The 20,837-nt window shown below is 37.1% G+C and carries 20 protein-coding genes; 2 read left to right on the top strand and 18 right to left on the bottom strand.

The annotated features are described in order from the left end of the window. Window positions 1-48 precede the first annotated feature (48 nt). The 4 genes from A5866_RS12275 to A5866_RS12260 form a co-directional block, all read right to left on the bottom strand. Window positions 49-789 (bottom strand): WxL domain-containing protein, encoded by a 741-nt coding sequence (locus tag A5866_RS12275; protein ID WP_086277369.1) that lies wholly within the window; start codon window positions 787-789, stop codon window positions 49-51. An 87-nt stretch (window positions 790-876) separates the two neighbouring features. Continuing rightward, complete coding sequence (locus A5866_RS12270; RefSeq protein WP_086277372.1) at window positions 877-1,101, bottom strand: hypothetical protein; 225 nt, start codon at window positions 1,099-1,101, stop codon at window positions 877-879. Continuing rightward, window positions 1,101-1,454, bottom strand: coding sequence for a hypothetical protein (locus A5866_RS12265; protein ID WP_086445238.1), 354 nt, complete (start codon window positions 1,452-1,454; stop codon window positions 1,101-1,103). The genes A5866_RS12270 and A5866_RS12265 overlap by 1 nt, the downstream gene beginning before the upstream one ends. Window positions 1,455-1,467: 13 nt before the next feature. Continuing rightward, window positions 1,468-2,571 carry a DUF916 and DUF3324 domain-containing protein gene (locus tag A5866_RS12260; protein WP_176332599.1) on the bottom strand — a complete coding sequence of 368 codons (1,104 nt, stop codon included), beginning with the start codon at window positions 2,569-2,571 and terminating at the stop codon, window positions 1,468-1,470. A gap of 1,026 nt (window positions 2,572-3,597) precedes the next feature. Between A5866_RS12260 and A5866_RS12255 the strand changes: the two genes are divergently transcribed. Further along, window positions 3,598-4,212 carry a TetR/AcrR family transcriptional regulator gene (locus A5866_RS12255; RefSeq protein ID WP_086445240.1) on the top strand — a complete coding sequence of 205 codons (615 nt, stop codon included), beginning with the start codon at window positions 3,598-3,600 and terminating at the stop codon, window positions 4,210-4,212. Between the two features lie 109 nt (window positions 4,213-4,321). Here the strand turns inward: A5866_RS12255 and A5866_RS12250 are convergent, their stop codons facing one another. Next, entirely contained in the window at window positions 4,322-5,104 is a 783-nt protein-coding gene (locus tag A5866_RS12250) for a hypothetical protein (protein ID WP_086279652.1), read from the bottom strand. A gap of 270 nt (window positions 5,105-5,374) precedes the next feature. Between A5866_RS12250 and A5866_RS12245 the strand changes: the two genes are divergently transcribed. After that, window positions 5,375-6,112: a class A sortase gene (locus tag A5866_RS12245; RefSeq protein WP_086277381.1), complete on the top strand. Its 738-nt coding sequence runs from the start codon at window positions 5,375-5,377 to the stop codon at window positions 6,110-6,112. Between the two features lie 54 nt (window positions 6,113-6,166). Here the strand turns inward: A5866_RS12245 and A5866_RS12240 are convergent, their stop codons facing one another. The 13 genes from A5866_RS12240 to A5866_RS12180 all read right to left on the bottom strand — a co-directional run bounded on the left by A5866_RS12240 (window position 6,167) and on the right by A5866_RS12180 (window position 20,770). Further along, complete coding sequence (locus A5866_RS12240; RefSeq protein WP_086277383.1) at window positions 6,167-6,388, bottom strand: hypothetical protein; 222 nt, start codon at window positions 6,386-6,388, stop codon at window positions 6,167-6,169. A gap of 216 nt (window positions 6,389-6,604) precedes the next feature. Beyond that, entirely contained in the window at window positions 6,605-8,299 is a 1,695-nt protein-coding gene (locus A5866_RS12235; RefSeq protein WP_086445241.1) for an oleate hydratase, read from the bottom strand. Window positions 8,300-8,407: 108 nt separating this feature from the next. Next, window positions 8,408-8,983, bottom strand: a complete 576-nt coding sequence (locus tag A5866_RS12230; protein ID WP_086445242.1) for a TetR/AcrR family transcriptional regulator — start codon at window positions 8,981-8,983, stop codon at window positions 8,408-8,410. A 202-nt stretch (window positions 8,984-9,185) separates the two neighbouring features. Beyond that, entirely contained in the window at window positions 9,186-10,199 is a 1,014-nt protein-coding gene (gene ruvB / locus A5866_RS12225) for a Holliday junction branch migration DNA helicase RuvB (protein WP_086445243.1), read from the bottom strand. 12 nt (window positions 10,200-10,211) lie between these two features. Next, the gene (gene ruvA / locus A5866_RS12220; protein WP_086277390.1) at window positions 10,212-10,823 is read right to left on the bottom strand and encodes a Holliday junction branch migration protein RuvA; all 612 of its coding nucleotides are present in this window, start codon (window positions 10,821-10,823) and stop codon (window positions 10,212-10,214) included. Window positions 10,824-10,980: 157 nt separating this feature from the next. After that, a complete protein-coding gene (locus A5866_RS12215; RefSeq protein WP_086445244.1) occupies window positions 10,981-12,654 on the bottom strand; it encodes a peptide ABC transporter substrate-binding protein in 1,674 nt (557 codons plus the stop codon). 192 nt (window positions 12,655-12,846) lie between these two features. Continuing rightward, on the bottom strand, window positions 12,847-13,284 hold the full coding sequence (gene msrB, locus A5866_RS12210) for a peptide-methionine (R)-S-oxide reductase MsrB (protein ID WP_086277392.1): 438 nt from the start codon (window positions 13,282-13,284) through the stop codon (window positions 12,847-12,849). A gap of 99 nt (window positions 13,285-13,383) precedes the next feature. Further along, window positions 13,384-13,878: an acyl-CoA thioesterase gene (locus A5866_RS12205; RefSeq protein ID WP_086445245.1), complete on the bottom strand. Its 495-nt coding sequence runs from the start codon at window positions 13,876-13,878 to the stop codon at window positions 13,384-13,386. Between the two features lie 24 nt (window positions 13,879-13,902). After that, a complete protein-coding gene (locus A5866_RS12200) occupies window positions 13,903-14,463 on the bottom strand; it encodes a Maf family protein (RefSeq protein WP_086277394.1) in 561 nt (186 codons plus the stop codon). Between the two features lie 25 nt (window positions 14,464-14,488). Continuing rightward, window positions 14,489-16,570 carry a DNA mismatch repair endonuclease MutL gene (gene mutL / locus A5866_RS12195; protein WP_086445246.1) on the bottom strand — a complete coding sequence of 694 codons (2,082 nt, stop codon included), beginning with the start codon at window positions 16,568-16,570 and terminating at the stop codon, window positions 14,489-14,491. 38 nt (window positions 16,571-16,608) lie between these two features. Continuing rightward, window positions 16,609-19,176 (bottom strand): DNA mismatch repair protein MutS, encoded by a 2,568-nt coding sequence (mutS, locus tag A5866_RS12190; protein ID WP_086277396.1) that lies wholly within the window; start codon window positions 19,174-19,176, stop codon window positions 16,609-16,611. A gap of 2 nt (window positions 19,177-19,178) precedes the next feature. After that, window positions 19,179-19,547 carry a RicAFT regulatory complex protein RicA family protein gene (locus A5866_RS12185; protein ID WP_086445247.1) on the bottom strand — a complete coding sequence of 123 codons (369 nt, stop codon included), beginning with the start codon at window positions 19,545-19,547 and terminating at the stop codon, window positions 19,179-19,181. Window positions 19,548-19,972: 425 nt separating this feature from the next. Then, window positions 19,973-20,770, bottom strand: a complete 798-nt coding sequence (locus A5866_RS12180) for a TIGR00282 family metallophosphoesterase (protein WP_086277398.1) — start codon at window positions 20,768-20,770, stop codon at window positions 19,973-19,975. Window positions 20,771-20,837: the final 67 nt, after the last annotated feature.

Here is a 20,837-nt window from a genome sequence, read left to right as displayed (position 1 = left end):
TTCTTATGTTTTAATAATTACATGAACGTGTACTGAATAAAATTTAGATTAAGCGGCATCGTCAGAAAGGACCCATTTAATCGTACTAGAGTACTTGCTGTTTTCTGTAGCTGACCCACCTTTAACATTCAAATTAACATTAGAAATTTTTCTAGCAACTGCTGCTGTTCCTGTTTGTGCAGTAGTATTAGCTGGCAAATTATAATTCAATACTTTGCTTCCTGCTGTAGAACCAGCATTCAACGTAATATTTCCAGCAGCAATACCTGAGTATAAGTTGGCATAATTCGCATCTAAACTAGTCAATGAGCCAGAAGCTGATGGATCCGGTGTCGCATACCCAGCTTCATCCGCTTCCTTTGCATTAAAATTGTATTTTTGAACAGTTTCCATATTCATCACAATCGATGCATTTTCCAATTTATCTGTTTCATCTTTTGAATTCACAAAGTCTGCTAAAGTGGCCGTCACATTCCATGAAGTTTTAGTTTTTCTATCATCAGAAACCCCTAAATATTGACCACCAGTTGGTGCATCTTGTTGTGCGAATGTTTGCGCATTAGCACTGACTTTATTCGCATTACCAAAGTTGAAAGATGATGGCACAAAAGTTAGTGCCAAGTTATTTTGGAAAGGACCAGAACCAGGATTATAGGTTAAGAAGCCAATTCCTGTTTCTGTTTTCATGCTGTTTGCTGTATCTCCAGTTACGGCCTGAGCTGGTGTTGCTGTAATTAATACCGCGCCAAAGGCTGCTGCTGTTAATCCAAATAATAACTTTTTTTTCATAGTTTTTTCCCCTTTTACTTACAATTTTTTTAAGTATTGGAGAAAGTTACTCTAACAATCTATACTAACTAATTTTCACTTCCTGAATTAGGACAACAATATAATTTGTGCTTTTAATGAAAGAAACATCACAATCATGATGCTAAAAGATACAATAGAAAAAAATAGTAGACTTCCATTTAATAGAAAATGCCATTTATTTTTCTTCAGTACCCGATTTAATTTGATATCTCTTAAAAGAAAGACACAGAAACTGATTAAGCTGATTAAGCCAACAATGCCCAGCCCAGCTACCCAATAATAAACCATCATTACATCTCCTCCTGCTCTTCATATTTTTTTCTAACTATAGTAAAAATTGTTAGTGATAAAACAGCCAAGGCCCACCCTAAAATCAAAATAATGAAAGGCTCCGTCAGAGCACCCGTTTTGGGCAAGCTACCTCTCCATTTATTGGAACCCCCACCAGTTTCTGGTAATTTGTCACGGCTGCTGCTCGTGCTTGTAACAGTAGAAGAACTAGTAGTAAAACCTATTCCGGCATCCGTTTCCAATTCATTACGTGGGTTACTCGCATCTGTTATCAACGGCTGAAAAGTTAATAAAAGAATATAGACTAATATAATTAGAGCCTTTATCAAAACAAAAGCGTACTTCTTTTTCATTTTTTTCCTCCTATTATTTTCTCTCGACGTTTTTAGGTCTCCTATTGCTTTTACGCTTTGCTACCAATTGTTTCTGCCATTGCCCTCCACGATAGATAAGATAGATACTTACAATTAGCGTTGCTAAACTCAATACAATAGTTAGCACATAGACCCAATCGGGCAATGACAATTTGAAAGCTGTCTCATCGTTCATTATTTTTGCCTTTTCCTCAGTTATCGTAAATTCTTTTTCCAAGTTCCAAATTTGATCATTACTTTTTGCATTTATTTTTGCGATATACGTGCCACTAGGAATTGGATCCAACCCCCAATCAACTGAATAAGTAAAGTGACTATTTGGCGCAATCGATCCATCAGACATAGACTGTTTTTTGACAACATTCCCGTTTATTTTATTGACAATCTCAACTTTCATAGAAAAATCGGGAATCACTTTTGATTCTGGATTTTGTAGGGTTATACCAATAGTTTTTTGTGCTCTTAAAAGTTCTGGTTGGACATCAAGTAGCTTTAATGATTTTCCATCGCTATAACTACTGTTTTCTTCCGATGCAACAAGTCCTATTCGATAAGAAAAGGAACTATCAACGGTTACCTTGGAATTTTTTTCCGTTTCTCGTTGAAAATAAATTGAACCCAATTTAATACCCGTATAATTCTCAGCTGATGGCTTTACAGTAATAATGACTTCTTTAGTTTCACCTTGGGCTACCTCTATTTCTGGTTGATTTACTGTGGCAATTTCTTCAATAGAATCTTTTAAAGTTTCATCTTTTTTCTGACTGGCAAGATAATTAATCGTTGCTTTCTCGCTAGTAATACCATTTGCTAAATAGACTTTCACTTTGACTACTTCTTCAGAAGTCCCAGTCACTTTTACTTTCAGCTTTTGCACTTGGTTCGGCTCGGTTTTAATATAAAAAAAAGTTTTATTCTGATCAATTTGACTAGAAGGCTTGACTGTTTCCACCGAAAACCCTAGAGGATCGCCTTTATTCTCGCTGGCTATTGCTGGAACAGAACGTTTAACAACTAGAAATAAGCATAACCATCCAATACTCAACACCTTTATACACTTACAGATAAACCCTCTTTGTTTATTTTTTTTCATCATTTTTAAGTAGCCTCCTGAATTTACTATTTGCAGCATTATACAGTCATACTTTCCCTTGCTTCAGTTATTTATTTGAATTATTTTCTTAGAAAAATCAAATGCCTTCTAATATAAAATATCTAATTTATAAAATTTACAAAATAGACACATGTGTGACTATAATACTAAAATAAAATGTAGCTATTTTCAATACAATCTGAAAATAGCTACATTTTACACTTTTTTGTGTACTTTATTTTAGTTTTTATAATAGATTAAATATGTATAATTTTTAAAATTTGTAATTAGTAGCTGTATCATACAACTCTTGCATCGTTTTTTTTAAAGACAACAAATGTATATACCTAAAAAAAGATTCATACACTTTATTTTCAACTTTTTCACACTCAAACTTAATCTATATTTTTTCTACTAAATTATGACTACAATAATGGTACAAAGCTAATTTTGTGCTAATATATGCTATAATAAAGTTTGTAAGCTGCTCCAATATTAACACTTTCAACACTGTGTTATAGCGTTAGTTAAAAAGACAATAAATAGACCAAAAGACATTTATTTTATGTTCAATTAATACTAGATGGGGATCACACACTCAATAATCTTGTAAGCTATCATACAATTATTTTTACAAGAATAGTAAAATTTAATTATTAAATACTAAGTATAAACTATATATTCATCTGAACACATCGAACAACATATTAGTTATCCCAATCAGTTAATCCAAATAAAATGAGCATCCTCCAAATTTTTCACTATAATGATTTGTATGACGTACATTAAAAAGCTTTAGTGACTATCTTTGGATTTGATAACTGATGCACAATATTCCTACGATTAACTATAGAAATAGGAGTACCCATTCGATTATAATCATCTAATTCAATTTAGCCATATTCACTCAAATGTTAAAATATTGAAACAACTATTTTTTTTAGTTTGAAGAAACTGTCATAACTTATTTAGTAATTCCCTATTAAAGCTACCATTAATTGGCTCTTAATAGCATAGCCGGAAAGGAAAATGTATCAGAAACCTTATTGGTCAATGACGCAAGGTAATAATTTGAAAAATAAAGGTAACGCTAAATCTCTATATTCAAGAACACAAATACAAGAATCTATGCTTAAATTAATAAAACATAAAAAATTTGAAGAAATCACAATAAAAGAAATTGTTGATGGTGCTAATGTTTCTCGTAAAACATTTTATAGAAATTTTGATTCTAAAATTGAGATTTTAGATGTAGAAATCTCTAAGATTTCATCTGAATATATTCAAGCTCTCCATGAAATTACTGATTTGACTTTTCATAATATTGTTTTCCTTATATTTACAGTTGCTGATAATAATCACGAGTTCATTAAGTCGTTAGTTGATAATAATCTCCTTTATTTGTTATTGGATAGAATTTATGAGAAAGTTATTCTTGTATATGATATTAGAGGAAAAGAAATTCTTCGCATATATGGAAAAAACGCCATTTCCAATTCTCTAAGGTTTATTTTTGGTGGATTCGAGAGGTATATAAAAGAATGGTTAAAAGAGGATAATAGAAAGTCTCCTCTTCAGGTTCAAAAGGATTTCGAGGCAGTGATAGAAATCTGGATGTCTGTTCTAATGGGTAAACTAAAATAACTTAAAAAAACTGAGAAACAACTTTTTAAAGCTGTTTCTCAGTTTTTTTATATAAAATAGCGATTAAACTCATCGAAAAAATAAAACCCATTATTCCGACATAATTTTTTTATGCCTGTCTCGGCAAATCCGCAAAACCAAACTCATCTTCTTGGATCAAACGCCAAGTTCGTTTCGCTGTATTATAAATCAAGATTGCAATGACTGGTTCTTTTCGATAGGCAAAGTTTTTCGTTTTCCACAAAGAGTCTTCTACCACATGAATTGGAATATGATATTCTTTCCCTTTGATATCCATTTGATCAAAACAGAACACAACACCTTCTTGCAAAATCGGTTTCATTTCTTTCAATAATTCGCCATCTAGCTTTTCAACAGAGACTCCGCGTTTAAAAAACGTCTTACGATCATTGACTTTTTCCAAAATCACTCGGGTAATCTTATCCGCTAAAATGCGATAAAACTCGTCAATGTAACGATAATAAACCCTTGTCATATGGTCGACAAATTCAAAAAAGACGAAATCATTTTGTAATTTATAAAAGAACGGTGAATGTAGACTTGTTTTCATATGCCCAAAATAAAGCAACTCGGAAATTTCCATCGGCGTTAGTTCTTTGAGCATTGTAACATCAGAGAAATCGATCCATTTGATTTCTTCGTTCATTTTACGACGATGAACGGTAGAAAAATATTGATCGACATTCTCTTGACCACGAATGATCTTTAATCCACTGTGCATATCATACTCGCCTTCTTCAGCAGAAGGATTCAGTAATAGCAGGTTCTTAGGGTGATGAACGATGGAGCGCGTAAAGTCTGTATGTGTGATCCCTTTTGATAATACTGCATTACTTGTCATATCAATATGTACATAAATCAATTCCAACATTTGTTCCACCACCCCCGTCAATTGTCTTCTCTTACATTCTACAGTATTTTGTAAAGAAAAGCTTGTGTCTTTTATTTTAAGATTCAGTTACAAAGAGTTAAAAACTGCCCACTTTCTAGAGAAGATAACGGATATCTGTAAAAAAATAGTGTGCAACAGCTATATTTTTAAGGTTCCTTTTAAATAATCATATTTATAAAAAAATAAAGATTTTAAGCTAGGGTTTCATTTTGATTTATGATACACTTAATAAAAAAAAGGAGGAAGCTTATGGCCTCAAGAAAAGAACGCCCTAAAAAGAAAAAATCAAGAAAAAGAAATTGGCTGATTAATATCTTCCTATTTTTATTATTGATTGTTGGTTTAGCACTGGTCTTTAATACACAAATCAGAAATTGGTTGATTCAACAAAACGGAAAAGAATATGCGGTAGAGAAGCTAACACCTGAAATTGTTGCAAAAAACAATGAAACGGATACTTCTTTCGATTTTGCAGCAGTTGAATCATTAAGTACAGAAGCTGTCTTAAAAGCACAACTAGCCAATAAAAACTTACCGGTTGTAGGTGCTGTTGCACTTCCCGATGTCAAAATCAACTTGCCGATCTTTAGAGGATTGGACAATGTTGTTCTACTAACCGGAGCTGGAACAATGAAGCCTGACCAAGAAATGGGTAAAGGGAATTACGCTCTTGCCAGTCATCGTGTACAAGACATGATTTCTTTATTTTCACCATTGGAATATTCAAAACCAGGAGAATTGATTTATACAACTGATTTAAGCAATGTTTATACATATAAGATCACTTATGTTGAAAAAATCGATCCTTCACGCGTTGAGTTGATCGATGATGTACCTGGTAAAAAAATGATTACTTTGATTACGTGTGGCGATATGTATGCGACAACGCGGATTGCGGTTCAAGGTGAATTAGAGTCAGTTACACCAATAAAAAAAGCAACACAAGCAATGACAGATGCATTTAATATGGAGCAGTTAACGTTATAAAAGTCAAAAAACAGCTAGGACAAAAAGTTATCAAAACTTCTGTCCTAGCTTTTTTTATACGTGACTTGATTTTCTCATTCGACCATAACTATAACGAATAGCTGATAAAATCAATACGATTGGATATATGAATACCGTAACAGCAAACCATTCGACATTGAAAACAGATATGAACGCAACATGATAAGTAACCGCATAAATCAAAGGCAATACCAATGCCAGCAACCCGTAATATAAACTCATCTCAAATACAACTGTTTTAAATAAATTCTTCATGATTCATTTCCCCAATCTCTTTTGACTTATCTATTGTTTCTCTCTTAGTCATTACTCTACTTTTCTATTGTACGTTTTTCCCTTGGGAAAAGCATCCATCTAAAGGCTGAGATTTTTCTAGGTAAATGATCCTATTTATGTAAATCGCTTCCTCACTTTTTTACAAAAAAAGAGTAAATGACAAATTAAAACATGTCATTTACTCTTAAGTTATTTTTATCTAAACATCGTTTGTGCAGCTTTAGCCAACACTTTAGGATCACGATTATACGGTGTCACAGGAATAATCTCTTTATCAATATCAAATAACGTATACACAGCAATTCTCGCCGCTCGAACTGAATACTCCTCAGTAAAGACCATATCTTTCGGAATCTCCACAAATTGACTGACCATGGCAAAGTTTGTACTATTTTCAGGAACAACTTGTGGGCGATCTGTCATTTTACGTGGTTGGAATTGTGCATCAATATACGGCATGTAAGCAGGAATCACATTGACAACATCTTTAACGATTTCATCCCAATCGGCTTGCCATCCCATTTGGCAAATCCATTCGTACAAAATTTCTTCCCCAGTACAATCACGCATTGGTTTTTTCACGTAATCACCGACTTTATCTGTGTAAATACCGTATCCCCAGAAAATAGTCGTGTCTGGATCTTGGTTTTTAAAGTGAGGTTGTGCTGCCACAACGGTACTCATCAACCAGCTTGAATCTTTTAACGTCATCAAAGCACCAGAGCCTGGAATGTTTCCAGAAAACTCTTCGATCCGTTTTAATAACTTATCCCCACGACATGTTACAGTGAAGCTTTCCCAGTTTGTTTCGGCTTCATTACCAAAGAATGGTTCTGGATTACCTAAGCCAGCTTTTTTCTTAGCAATATTACGCCATAGACGTGCTGAACGCGACTCTTCCGTTACAGCTGGAGCTGCAGTCTGCCAGTCTCCTTCTGTAGAGCTGTCGGTCATTGTTCCGTTGGTCATGATGACTACATCTTCTTCATCTAACTCGATTGTTTCACCATTCCCTAATCTCAATGCGGTCACTGTGATTTCTGATCCTGGTTTAAATTCCAAATCAATAACGTCTTCATTCAAGGTAAAATCAACACCGTGTTTTTCCAAAAATGATTTCAATGGTAAGATCACGCTATCGTATTGATTCAACGCAGTCCGTGTCACACCTTCTAATGTATCGATACGGGAAAATTCTAAAATCATCCGATTCATATATCGACGTAATTCAAAGACACTGCTCCATTTTTGGAAAGCAAAGGTTGTTTGCCACATGTACCAAAAGTTTGTTTCAAAGAAGTGTGGACCAAACCATTCTTCAATGGTCACACCATCTAAACTTTCTTCTGAAGCGGCTAATAATTTTGTCATCGCTAAACGATCTTCATTGTCAAAGCCCATTGTATGGGTATCAAGAATTTCTTGATCTTTTGTCACTAAACGTGCTTGAGCATGGGTTGGGTGTAAATGGTCAAAGTTTAAAATTTCTTCTGTTACACTGTGATTTGGCCATTCAAGCGAAGGAATGCTATCGAATAGCTCCCAGAAGTTTTCATAGGTTTCTTCATTCAACATCCGACCACCGCGGGCTACAAAGCCTTTTTCGTTTGTTCCAATCCCATCATTACTGCCGCCGAGAATTTTCATGCCTTCGATCACATGGATATTTTTTCCGTTAAAGTTTGCATCCCGAATCAAGTAAGCTGCTGCAGCCATTGTCGCAATACCGCCGCCAATTAGATATACTTGTTTATCACCATAATAACGACTGTTGATTTCTTCTTCAATTTCTGCAATCTTCTCTACTTCTTTTTCAGCGGATACTTTTTTAGCCAGAAAGGCTGCGCCTAATACACCTGCTGCTGCTAATCCAATATGTCTTTTTTTCATGAGAATCCCCCCGATTCAATTTATGAACCTAGCGTACAATGATTCCCAACGTTTGTCTTGTGATAGCCTTTCCATTCCGTCTTCTTTTTAGACACTTTGGACAATTTGTCACAATAGTTCGTTTTCTTGCGCATACAATCGATAAGAGAAAAACTCGGTATCTTTAGCCAAACGAAATAGCTGTGTGGCGATTTCTAAAGGTGATTCTTTGTAGCTGCCTAAGATCCAATCAATCAAAACACCACTACAGCCATATGAAAAGAAGCGGGCATAAAAGATTTTATCTTCTGGCAGCAATTGGTTTTCTTGGTCGACTTGGTCAAATAAGTTGATAAACAGTTGATTGGTGATCGTTGAAAAACAGCCTCTTAGAATATCTGAATCGGAACTTACGGTATTATAGTAGAAATCACTTTTTGATTGGATCGCTTTTAACATTTTTAGCGCTTGTTCTTCCCAATTATCGATAGAGACATCTGGCGAATCTAAATAAATCAAGGCATCATGGGTATAAATCCAACGCAATAGATCTTGTTTATCGGTAAAGTGATAATAGAACGTTTGGCGATTTAAACCGACTTCCTTCGTAATATCTTGAACGCTGATCTTACTGAATAATTTTCGACCGCATAATTCAATCAGTGCAGCAGAAATAGCTTTTTTGGTTATTTGTGATTCGCTCATGTTTTTTTCCTCACTTTTTTTAGATACGTTCATCATACCAAAAAATGAGTGGAAAATATAAGGTTTTGAAGGATTTTTAGGGATTTGTTAATGGTTGGTATTTTTGGAAGGTACACACGCCTTGAAGGTACCCCATTCTCTGACAATAAAACACTCAAACTATTCGGAGAGAATTCATCCCATAGTTTGAGTGTTTCGTATATTATTCCTGATAATATGATTCATATCCAAAATGCTCATAAGCCAATGCCGTTGCGATCCGACCTCTTGGTGTTCTTTTAATAAACCCTTTCTGAATCAAATAAGGTTCATACATATCTTCCACGGTTTCCGTCTCTTCACTGATGTTAACAGCTAACGTACTTAACCCAACAGGACCACCGCCGTATAATTCGATCATGGTCTTCAATAATTTTTGATCGACATAATCTAAGCCTTGATGATCGACTTGTAGTAAGGTCAACGCCTGATCAGCAATGCCGCGATCAATTGTCCCGTTTGACTGGACTTGGGCAAAATCACGTACTCGTTTTAACAGACGATTGGCGATTCGTGGGGTACCTCGAGAACGGCGAGCAATCTCAAATGCGCCTTCTTCTACGATTTCTGTTTGGAAAATGTCCGCAGAACGCAAGACGATTTCTTTCAGGTCCTGTGTTTCATAATATTCCATATGGGAAATAATCCCAAAGCGATCTCGAAGTGGCGCTGATAACATCCCTGCTCTAGTGGTTGCACCAATCAAGGTGAAAGGCGGCAAGGGAAAATGAACAGGGTGAGCCGTTGTTCCTTGCCCTACCATGATATCTACGTAGAAATCCTCCATTGCTGAATAAAGCATTTCTTCTACTACTCGAGGGAGACGATGAATTTCATCGATAAATAAAACATCACCTGGCTCTAATTCATTTAAAATAGCAACTAGATCTCCTGCACGTTCGATTGCTGGTCCGCTGGTGGTACGGATATTGACACGCATTTCATTGGCAATCACCATTGCCATCGTTGTTTTACCCAGTCCAGGTGGTCCATACAAAAGAGCATGATCTAGGGCCTCTTCCCGATTACGGGCAGCTTCGATATAGATCGTTAGCTCCTGTTTGACTTTATCTTGACCGATATATTGTTCGAGAAATTGGGGACGTAGTGACTTTTCTAAGGACTCTTCTCCTTCGCTTGTTGTTTCAGCGGAAAGTAGTCTTTCATCTTCTGTCATAGCCATTCCTCCTTAACGTTTCATCATGAATTTTAGTGCGTTACGTAAATATTCGTCTGTTGCTTGCTTACCTAGTTCTTCTAGTTTTGGTGTGATTCGTTTGATTTCTTTATCGCTATAGCCTAGCGCACTTAATGCTTCTAAGGCTTCTGTCAGTGACTGATTGGCTGATTGATTTGCTGGTGTTTTAGCCATTGCTTCAACAGCTGCTTCTGACGTTTCTAGTTCGCCTAATTTACCTTTGAGATCAAGAACCATTTGTTGAGCTGTTTTTTTACCCACCCCTGGGAATTTAGTTAAGTATGCTGCATCTTCGCTTTCGATGGCATTGATTAACCCACCATGATCTTCTGACGCCATGATTGCTAGACCACTTTTAGGTCCAATTCCTGAAACGCTGATCAATTTTAAGAAGAGTTGTTTTTCATCTAAATCGCCAAATCCGTATAATGAATGAGCATCTTCACGAATCACTTGGTGGACATAAATTTTGATTTGTTGTTCGGTTTTGCCTGAATAGCGGTACGGATTACCTACAGAAATTTGATAACCAATGCCATTTGTTTCGACTACAATATAATAAGGGCTGATAAAGGTCACTTTACCAATGATATATTCGTACATAATTTCACCTTTCTTGCTAGCGTTGCTTTTGCTTTACACGCACATACGTTTCTATTTTAGCACAGATTCAGGAAAATCAGTAGTTAGAAAAAAAAGCACTTGCTTAAATAAAAAAAGCCAGTACGAATTGGTTTAAAATTCGTACTGGTTCATTTTATTATTCAGTAATATACGTCCACTTATAATCATAACGTGCGCCAGCTCCGTGAGCAATCACACCTTTAACTTTTGAACTGCGCATATGTGCTTCTGCTTTTTGATAGACTGGAGCAACACCCATATCGTCCATCAATAGCTTCTCAGCATCTACCATATCTGTCCAGCGTTTTTCTGGATCTGCGGCATTTTTACTGCCTGAATCTTTAACTAGTTGATCATATTTTTCATTTGAGTAACGTCCTCTATTGTATGATCCACCTGTTAGGAATAGATCAGTAAAACTACTTGGATCGGCATAATCAGCCCCCCAACCGCCCATGATCACTTCAAAGTCACCATTTTTACCACGATCTAAACGAACAGCAAACGGTACATTAGTAACTGTCACATCCACGCCATCTAATGTCTCTTTGACTGCCCCTTGGATATACTCTAATATTTTTTTCGTAGAATCGGTATCGTCACCGACAATATCAAATTTGAATGAATCGATGCCCAATTCTTTTTTCGCCTTTTCCCAATATTCTTTTGCTTTTTTAGTGTCATGAGTCAACACGTTTTTATTTTCATCAGCAAAGTCTTTATTGCCTTCTGGTGAAAATGACATGCCCGCTGGAACTAGCCCTGTAGAAGCAACTGATCCATCTCCTAAAATCCGGTCAACCAACGCATCACGGTCGATTGAATAAGAGATTGCTTTTCTTAAATTCGCATTGCGATAAGGTGATTTTTCATCCCTTTGATTAAATTCTAGATAAGATGTTCGTGCATCTTTTTCAATCACAAGTTCTGGATCATCGGCCATTTGTTTCGCTAATTCACCACTTAAAATCACATCATCAACTTGTCCATCTTGGAAAAGATTCAACGAGGTCGGTGCTTCTTTGACTACCTTTACTTCGATCTTATCTAACTGAACTGTCTCTTTATCCCAATATTGGTCATTCTTTGTATAAGACCACTCCGTATCCGTTCCTGCACCGTCAAAATCAGTCAATGTAAAAGGACCATTATAGACAGAGGCTTCACTTGTTGCGGCATAATCTTTGCCTTTTTCGTCTACGATTTTTTTATTTTGCGGGAAAAATGATGGAAATGCTAATAGATAATCAAAATAAGGTGTTTCTTGCTCTAATGTTACTTCTAATTCGTAATCACTGATTGCTTTGATTCCTAATTCATCTAATGGTTTTTTACCGTCTGAAACATCCGCTCCGTTTTTAACCAAGGCAAACATGTAAGCATATTCAGCTGCTGTTTTAGGATCTGCTGTCCGCTGCCAGCCATAAACGTAGTCTGCGGCTACAACAGGATCGCCGTTTGACCATTTAGCGTCTTCTCTTAGCTTGAAGGTATAGGTTAAGCCATCATCGCTTTTTTTCGCCATTTCAGCTGCACCTGCAGCATGTGGTTTACTTTTCGCATCTAATCGGTACAAGCCTTCATAAATATTATTAAAGGCTGAAAAACTGATGGTATTTGTTCCTAATGATAAATCGGCTGTTGGCATTTCTTGTTGCACGACTAATCGAAAAAGCTGTTCCCCACTCGCTTTTTTGCTGTCGCTACTACTATCTGTCGAACCAGTCTTACCGCCGCCACCACAAGCCGCTAATACCAGTGTCGACAACATCATAACACTGATTAATTTCGTCATATTTTTCTTTTTCATTTTTTTCTCCTCAATAAATAATAATTCTCTTTCCGAATTTTAATTTTCTGAATATTCTTATATTACTAGATACAAATCTAAAATGCAATCTTTTTGTATAATCTAAAAATAACATCTATACAGAAATCGAAGCGCTAACAAAAAAAGAGTGAGACAAACCTAATCTTTAGTTTTGTCTCACTCTCCTTATTCTTATTTAAATAAAGCTTTATATTCTCCGTAGCCAGCTTTTTCTAACTCTGCTACTGGAATAAACCGCAAAGCTGCCGCATTGATACAATAACGTAACCCACCTTGATCTGTAGGTCCATCTGTAAAGACGTGTCCTAGGTGAGAGTCTGCTTCTTTACTACGCACTTCAACTCGATGCATTCCTAAAGAAAAATCGCTATGCTCTACTACATCTTGTTTTTCAATTGGTTTCGTAAATGCTGGCCAACCGCACCCTGCATCATATTTATCTGTTGAACTAAAGAGAGGTTCGCCACTAACGATATCGACATAAATGCCTTCTTGATAGAAATCGTCATATTTACCAGTGAAAGGTCGCTCTGTCGCATTTTCTTGGGTTACTGCATATTCGATATCAGATAACTGCTCTTTCAACTCTTCTTTTGATGGTTTTTCCATGACAAATCACACCCTTACTTTTTTAGTTAGTCTTATCATAGCATCATTGCGAAAAAAACACTCATTTTCTGTTTAGAAAATGAGTGTTTAAGCCTTAAATTAATTCCAAGGAATGGTCAAATCGACGTTTTGAGCAAGATCAAGACTTTCTTGTCGTTTTGCTTGTCTAACTTGTTTTCTCGCTTCGTAACCTTGGCAGATAAAGTGTTCTTCTTTTGTCTCAGGTTCGATGTTTTCAGGTAAACTGGCTCCTTTAGGTACAACAAAGGTCATAAAGCAAGTACCTGCTAAATAACGTTCACCCGTAAATAAGTCTTCTCCGATCACTTTAGCAAATATTTCCATTGAACGTGTGCCGACACCAGACACATAGGCATCGATACAGACAGAGTGGCTGGCTTTTAACGGCGCTAGAAAGTCTAAGTGATCCACAGAAGCGGTCACGATTGCGGCTCTTGATACTCGAACAGCAGCGATGCCTGCCGTTTCATCTAACCACGCCATCAATTGACCGCCAAATAACGTTTTATGAAAATTCAAATGAGGATAGGTGATCATATGTGTTTGGATCGCTCTTGTTTGGGAACATTTCATTGATTTTTTCCTTCTTTCCTTGTTCTAGCACTGATCAAAAGACGGCAGCATACGATAAAGAGTAGCGATTGGAAGGCCCATGATCGAATAGTAATCCCCTTGGATACTTTTTACTAACAGGGCTCCTTGTTCTTGGATTCCATATGCGCCTGCTTTGTCTTCATACTCTTTTGTATCTAAATAACGATTGATTTCTTCATCTGTCAAATCATAAAATTCAACTGTTGCTGGAACCGTTGCAGAAGATTCTTGATCATCTTTCATCAAGACAACACTGGTGTACACTTTATGTGTTCTACCACTCAGTTGTCTCAACATCCGAAAGCCATCTTCTCTAGAAGTGGGTTTTCCCAATATTTCATTATCGATCGTGACGATCGTATCAGAACCGATCACTAGATCATTTGGATACTGTTTTGCAATATGAGCTGCTTTTTGCGCCGCCATCGTCAAAACATAATCCATTGGCGTAAAATAACTTTTTACATCTTCATCAATATCAGCCGGTACTACTTCAAAATCAGAAATGATGCGACTTAATAACTCATGTCTACGCGGCGATTGAGAGGCCAGGATAACTGCCATTAGGATAAAACCTTCTTCCCTATTTTTAATGTGGATCTTGAATTCGTTTAAACATTTTTTCCATATCTGAGTTAGTAAAGTGGATCAAAACAGGGCGTCCATGAGGGCAATTGAACGGATTTTCACACGTTTCTAAATCCTTCAGCAACACTCGAGCCTGTTGTTCATTCAGATAATGATTGGCTTTGATTGACCGTTTACAGCTCATCATAATTGCGGTGGCTTCACGGAATTTTTTCACGCTAACAGATCCAGTCGTTAAAAACATGTCAATCATTTCCCGAATGATCGATTCTTCTTCTCCTGCTGGATACCATGTTGGATGAGATCGAACAATGAAACTGTTTTGACCGAAATCCTCTAAGTGAATCCCGACTTCTGCCAATGTTTCTTTTTGTTCTTTGATCTTTAACGCATCACTATTAGGATAATCAATCACGATCGGTACCAATAATTCTTGTAAATCATTGGTAACTTCACCGATTTTTTCTCTAAAATACTCATATTTGATTCGCTCTTGAGCGGCGTGTTGATCAATGATATACAGGCCGTCTTTACTTTGAGCAAACAAGTATGTGCCATGCATTTGACCAAAGTATTCTAGTTCTGGAAAACGTTCTTTAGGACGTTCATCTGATAACTTGTTCAGCATTTTATTTAAGTCATTTTTAGCCTCAGTCTCTGAAAAATCAAACTCTGGATGATGGCTCAATTCTTCTTCATAGACTTGTTCATCTACGTTTGCCGCTTCCTCACTTGATGAAACAGTCTCCTCTGATGTCTGAGATAGCGCTTGCTGATCACTATCAGGAAAGGAAGCTCGCTCCTCAGGTGAACTAAATGCGTAGGCCAACAAAGCCTCTCGCTCAGAGTCTTCTTTCGTTTGTGGTTCGGGTGTTTGTGCCCAACTGTTGACTGGTTTTTGTGTTGAAAATTCTGCCGTTGTCTCTTTAACAAAGAAATTACCGCTAGCTGCATCATATCCTAAACTACTAGGTTTCCGATTCGGTTTAGCCGGTGCTTCTGGTTCTGTTAGCGGAATCTCCATTTGTTCGACCTTTGGCTGCATTTCAACTTTCTTTTTAAAGCGCAAATTGTCTGCCGCATTGGGGATCAGTTGCTCATGACTCAATACTTCACGAATCGCTGTACTGATCAAGGTCATCAGCTCTTTCTCCTTACTTAAACGAACTTCTTGCTTGGTTGGATGAACATTGACATCGACTAACAGCGGATCCATCTCGATCTCTACTACCGCTAATGGGAAACGACCCACCATCAATTTAGAGCCATAACCATCAACGATTGATTTATTCAAAGCAAAGTTTTTGATGTAACGGCCATTAATGATCGTTGATAAATAGTTACGACTCGCTCTAGTAACTTCCGGTAAAGAAACATACCCCGTCAATTTAAAGTCTAAATCTTTCGCTTCGATTTTCAGCATTTTTTTAGCCGTACTGATGCCATAGATACCTGCGATTGTTTGTTTCAAATCACCATTGCCAGCTGTATTCATCATCTTATTGCCGTCATGTACCAAACGAAAAGCAATCTTTGGATGGCTCAGGGCTAAACGATTAACAATATCGCCCACATTGGCTAATTCGGTTTGGATCGTTTTAACATATTTTAAACGCGCAGGCGTATTGAAAAACAGGTTTGAAACGGTGATTTTTGTGCCTTTTCTTAGCGCTGCTGGACGATGTTCTTCGATCGTTCCGCCTTTCATTTGTACAAGGCTACCTTCTTCTTCATCTGAGACAGCCGTTTCAACGCTGATTTCCGATACAGAAGCAATACTGGGCAAGGCTTCACCGCGAAAGCCTAAGCTACGGATCCGAAATAGATCATCTCGGGTATGAATTTTACTTGTTGCATGTCGTTTAAAGGCATTTAAGATGTCCTCTTTAGCGATTCCTTCACCATTATCAATGACTTGAATCGTCTTCAAGCCAGCTTCCTCAATGAAAATGTCAATTTGCGTACTGCCAGCATCAATGGCGTTTTCAACAAGTTCTTTAACTACAGATGCCGGACGTTCTACTACTTCACCCGCAGCGATCTGATTGGCAAGCTGTTCAGATAGTTCTTGGATTTTTCCCATTTAGGATCATCTCCTTGTTCCATTTTCCACTCTGGAATTTAGATTCTTTTTTGTAGTTCGTGTAATTTATTTAAAGCGTCCATTGGTGTCATCTCTAATAAGTTGATTTTCTTTAACGTATCGATCACACTTAATTCATCGGTGGATACTTCTTTAAAGAGGGATAATTGTTCTGTATCTTCTTTGATTTCATCTTTGTATTCAATCTGTTTTAGGGGTTGTTCTTCTGACTCTAAAGCAGAAAGGATCGTTGCTGCACGTTCTAATAAATCGCTTGGTAATCCGGCGATTTTCGCTACATGGATCCCATAACTTTTATCCGCTGGACCTTCCATCATTTTATGTAGGAAGACAACTTCGCCATTTTTTTCCACAGCCCCGACATGAATATTTTTTAATCCGGTTAGGTTTTCATCTAACACGGTTAGTTCATGATAGTGAGTAGAGAACAGTGTTTTGGCTTTGACTTCTCGGTGGATATATTCGATGATTGCTTGGGCTAATGCCATTCCATCATAAGTTGCCGTCCCACGTCCCAACTCATCGAATAAAATCAAACTGTTTGGGGTAGCGTGACGTAATGCTTGATTGGCTTCCATCATTTCTACCATAAAGGTACTTTGGCCTGCAATCAAGTCATCTGATGCGCCAATTCTGGTAAATATTTGGTCAAAAATCGGTAACTCAGCTGATTCAGCTGGTACAAAACAACCAATTTGAGCCATTACTACAGTTAACGCAAGTTGACGCATATAGGTACTTTTACCTGACATATTTGGTCCAGTGATCAATAGAATGATGTCTTCTTTACTCATATGCACACTATTTGGAATATATTCTTGGTGGCCTAAAACCTTCTCCACAACGGGGTGCCGCCCTTCCACAATATGCAATTCTTTGCTATTGCTTTTTAAAGTTGGACGCACATATTGGTATCGTTCACTGACGGTAGCAAAGGCTTGTAACACATCAACGGCACTGATCGTTTTCGCTAATTTTTGCAGTCGTTCGATGTTCGCTTTGACTTGTTCACGTACCTCTAGAAATAGTTGATATTCTAGATCAACTGATTTTTCTTCTGCTTCTAAGATCAGGGTTTCCATCTCTTTTAGTTCTGGTGTGATAAAGCGCTCTGCATTTGCTAAAGTTTGCTTACGTTCGTATTTGCCTTCTGCTAAGTTGGCTAAATTAGATTTTGTGACTTCGATATAATAACCAAATACACGGTTAAACCCAACTTTTAGGGTTTTGATGCCTGTTTCTTGGCGTTCTTTGGCTTCTAATTCAGCTAGCCACTGTTTGCCATGACGCATCGCATCGCGGTATTCATCTAATTTTTTATTGTAATTATCTTTAATGATATTTCCTTCAGTAATCGCAAGGGGTGCTTCTTCGTTGATTGCTTGACTGATCAGTTCAACAACATCCTCTGCTGGATTTAAATCAAGTAACAGATCATTCCATTCTCCTTGGTTGATGCCAACAATCAATTCACGAACCAATGGAACTTGTTCTAAGGATGTTCTTAGTTGGATCAAATCACGTCCATTAACATTTCCAAATGCGACACGGCCAGCTAAACGTTCTAAATCATATACTTTTGTCAGTCTAGACTGTAGATCGACACGCTCAAAGTAGGCATTTAATAATGATTGAACCATCGCTTGGCGTGTTTGGATTTGTTTTTCTTGGATCAAGGGACGATCCAGCCATTGTTTTAACAAACGTCCGCCCATTGCGGTTTTTGTTTCGTCCAACAACCATAATAATGTTCCTTTTTTCAAACCAGTCCGAATCGATTGTGTCAATTCCAAGTTGAATTTAGAATAGTGATCCATTTTTAAGAAATGGTCTGGTTGGTACTCGACAGCTTTTTGAATGTGTGATAATCCGCGTTTTTGCGTTACCGTTAAATAAGTCAATAATTTCCCGGTTACTTCGACTTCTAGCGGATGTGTCAGCTCGCTGGTTAAAAAGCTGAACTCGGCATTTTCTTCTGCTTGTTTTTGTTCAGAAAAAATAATATTCAAACGGTCTTTCAACGTTTGTTGTAATGTTTCTGCTAATGGACTACCTAGCACGATTTCTTTAGTTTGTAGTGCTGAGGCTTCATTGATCACAGCATCTTCATCGCTTAAGACCGCCGTTTTCAATTCTCCCGTACTTAAATCGACATAGGCTAAGCCAAAGACGCCATTTTCTTCTACGATAGCCGTTAAATAGTTGTTGTCTTTTGCATCTAAGCCTTTACTAGTCATAACCGTTCCTGGAGTGATCAGCTGTACAACTTCACGTTTGACCATACCTTTGGTTGTTTTAGGATCTTCTACTTGTTCACAAATCGCTACTTTATAGCCTTTTTCTATCAATGTATCAATATAGCCTTGAGCGGCATGGTGGGGAATACCACACATTGGGATCGGATCATCCGCATTACGATTACGGCTCGTCAAGGTCAATTCTAACAACTGTGAGGCATTGATCGCATCTTCGTAAAACATTTCATAAAAGTCGCCTAATCGGTAAAATAGAAAAGCGTCCTGATATTGTTCTTTGATTGCTAAATATTGTTCCATCATTGGTGTGTTCTTCGTTTTTTGAGGCATTATTACCCTTCCTTTTCTAGCTCTTCATTGATTCTATACTGGATCATGTCTGTGACATGTTGTAAAAGGTCGTTGGCTTCCATCAGTTGTTCTCGATAAGCGACAACTAAGGGATGTTCATCGAATTCTTTCGTTAGTGCGTCTGCTCGCTGGATTGCAGCTTTCTCCGCTTCTGGTTTATCATAATGCGCAAATTGAACAGCATCTTTTTGTGCAGCTTTGATTTGTTCAACTAAATCTGTCAGTTTCTCATTTTTTTGAACTTTAGCTTCTAATTCTTTATAACTCTGAATCAATTCGTCCTCACCAAGTAAGGCTAATAATTTGGTTAATTCTTCGTTGATTTTTTTATCTGTAATGGATGGCTCCATGTTTTCACACCTTTATTTTAGGGTAGATTTTGTTGGAAAATGAGTCTACTTATTTTAACATAATTCCAGCAAAATCAACAGTTTACGTAAAATAAAACAGCAGGCCTTCTTTTATAATATACGGAAAAAAACGGAAACTGCAGAAAAAAAGAGGCAACCATTTTTTTAGGTTCCCTCTTTTTTCTAAAGAATAGCTCTATTCTTCATTTTTCTTTAATTCGGCTACTTGTTTTTCTAGTGCTTTGATTTTTTGTTGTCTTTTTCTATATAGATATACTGCAAGAAGTAACATCAGGACAATCAAGAACAGAACGAGATATAGAAAAATTTATGTCTTATGTCTAGATTATCAAGAACTAAACAAAAAAACAGAAGTATTGAACTCTTATCGCCAGAGTTCGATACTTCTGTCTTTTTAAATAAATCTATTCTTCAAATGGTCGATCTTCACTGATCTGGATCGGTTCTATTTTTTTAGCTTGACCTGTTTGATCATCGATATCAATGACACAAGCAGATAGTAAACTTCTTCCTTCTTCAACAACTTCAAAACGTTTTGGTAAGGCTGTGATAAATTTTTCTATGATCGGTTCCCGCTTCATACCTAATATGCCATCATATGGTCCAGTCATACCAACATCACTTAAAAAGGCCGTTCCTGCTGGCAAAATTCGTGCATCATTGGTCTGAACATGTGTATGAGTCCCTACAACAGCGCTGACTTTACCATCTAAAAACCAGCCCATTGCTTGTTTTTCACTGGTAGTTTCGCCATGAAAATCAACAAAAATCAACGGCGTCCGCTTGCGTGCTTCAGCAATCAATTCTTCTGCTTTACGAAAAGGATCGTCAATATCTGCCATAAAAACACGGGCCTGCATATTGATTACAGCCAACTCAAGCTGGTTGACCTTCACAAACACCATTCCTTGTCCTGGTGTCCCTTGCGGAAAGTTAGCTGGTCGGATCATTTTTTTCGCATCATCGATAAACTCAAAGATCTCTTTATTATCCCAAGTGTGATTACCTAGTGTGACAACATCTGCACCATCTTGTAAAAACTTCTTGTAGATCTTCCCAGTGATCCCTCTACCTGCTGCCGCATTCTCGCCATTAAGAATCGTTACTTGGGGACGATATTTTTTCTTTAGTTTTGGTAAATAGGTGGTGATTGTATCGCGACCTAGAGATCCTACTACATCTCCTATAAATAATATACGCAAAAATCTTCCTCTTCTCTTTTGATTTCTGTTTTTATTATAGAGGTTTTTGGGGTGGAAGGGAAGAGGT

The organism is Enterococcus sp. 12C11_DIV0727 (assembly GCF_002148425.2).
In the GTDB taxonomy this organism is placed as follows: Bacteria; Bacillota; Bacilli; order Lactobacillales; family Enterococcaceae; genus Enterococcus_L; species Enterococcus_L lemimoniae.
Note: the sequence above shows the minus strand (reverse complement) of the source record. Positions and strands in the feature narration are given on the sequence as shown.

Excerpts from the sequence above, each read along its gene's own strand:
- mutL (WP_086445246.1), bottom strand. The coding sequence starts at position 16,570 with ATGGGAAAAATCCAAGAACTATCTGAACAGCTTGCCAATCAGATCGCT.
- A5866_RS12265 (WP_086445238.1), bottom strand. The coding sequence starts at position 1,454 with ATGAAAAAGAAGTACGCTTTTGTTTTGATAAAGGCTCTAATTATATTA.
- A5866_RS12260 (WP_176332599.1), bottom strand. The coding sequence starts at position 2,571 with ATGATGAAAAAAAATAAACAAAGAGGGTTTATCTGTAAGTGTATAAAG.
- msrB (WP_086277392.1), bottom strand. The coding sequence starts at position 13,284 with ATGGAAAAACCATCAAAAGAAGAGTTGAAAGAGCAGTTATCTGATATC.
- ruvA (WP_086277390.1), bottom strand. The coding sequence starts at position 10,823 with ATGTACGAATATATCATTGGTAAAGTGACCTTTATCAGCCCTTATTAT.
- A5866_RS12250 (WP_086279652.1), bottom strand. The coding sequence starts at position 5,104 with ATGTTGGAATTGATTTATGTACATATTGATATGACAAGTAATGCAGTA.
- A5866_RS12185 (WP_086445247.1), bottom strand. The coding sequence starts at position 19,547 with ATGGAGCCATCCATTACAGATAAAAAAATCAACGAAGAATTAACCAAA.
- ruvB (WP_086445243.1), bottom strand. The coding sequence starts at position 10,199 with ATGACAGAAGATGAAAGACTACTTTCCGCTGAAACAACAAGCGAAGGA.
- A5866_RS12215 (WP_086445244.1), bottom strand. The coding sequence starts at position 12,654 with ATGAAAAAGAAAAATATGACGAAATTAATCAGTGTTATGATGTTGTCG.
- A5866_RS12255 (WP_086445240.1), top strand. The coding sequence starts at position 3,598 with ATGTATCAGAAACCTTATTGGTCAATGACGCAAGGTAATAATTTGAAA.
- A5866_RS12205 (WP_086445245.1), bottom strand. The coding sequence starts at position 13,878 with ATGAAATGTTCCCAAACAAGAGCGATCCAAACACATATGATCACCTAT.
- A5866_RS12240 (WP_086277383.1), bottom strand. The coding sequence starts at position 6,388 with ATGAAGAATTTATTTAAAACAGTTGTATTTGAGATGAGTTTATATTAC.
- A5866_RS12275 (WP_086277369.1), bottom strand. The coding sequence starts at position 789 with ATGAAAAAAAAGTTATTATTTGGATTAACAGCAGCAGCCTTTGGCGCG.
- A5866_RS12235 (WP_086445241.1), bottom strand. The coding sequence starts at position 8,299 with ATGAAAAAAAGACATATTGGATTAGCAGCAGCAGGTGTATTAGGCGCA.
- A5866_RS12245 (WP_086277381.1), top strand. The coding sequence starts at position 5,375 with ATGGCCTCAAGAAAAGAACGCCCTAAAAAGAAAAAATCAAGAAAAAGA.
- A5866_RS12270 (WP_086277372.1), bottom strand. The coding sequence starts at position 1,101 with ATGATGGTTTATTATTGGGTAGCTGGGCTGGGCATTGTTGGCTTAATC.
- mutS (WP_086277396.1), bottom strand. The coding sequence starts at position 19,176 with ATGCCTCAAAAAACGAAGAACACACCAATGATGGAACAATATTTAGCA.
- A5866_RS12200 (WP_086277394.1), bottom strand. The coding sequence starts at position 14,463 with ATGGCAGTTATCCTGGCCTCTCAATCGCCGCGTAGACATGAGTTATTA.
- A5866_RS12230 (WP_086445242.1), bottom strand. The coding sequence starts at position 8,983 with ATGAGCGAATCACAAATAACCAAAAAAGCTATTTCTGCTGCACTGATT.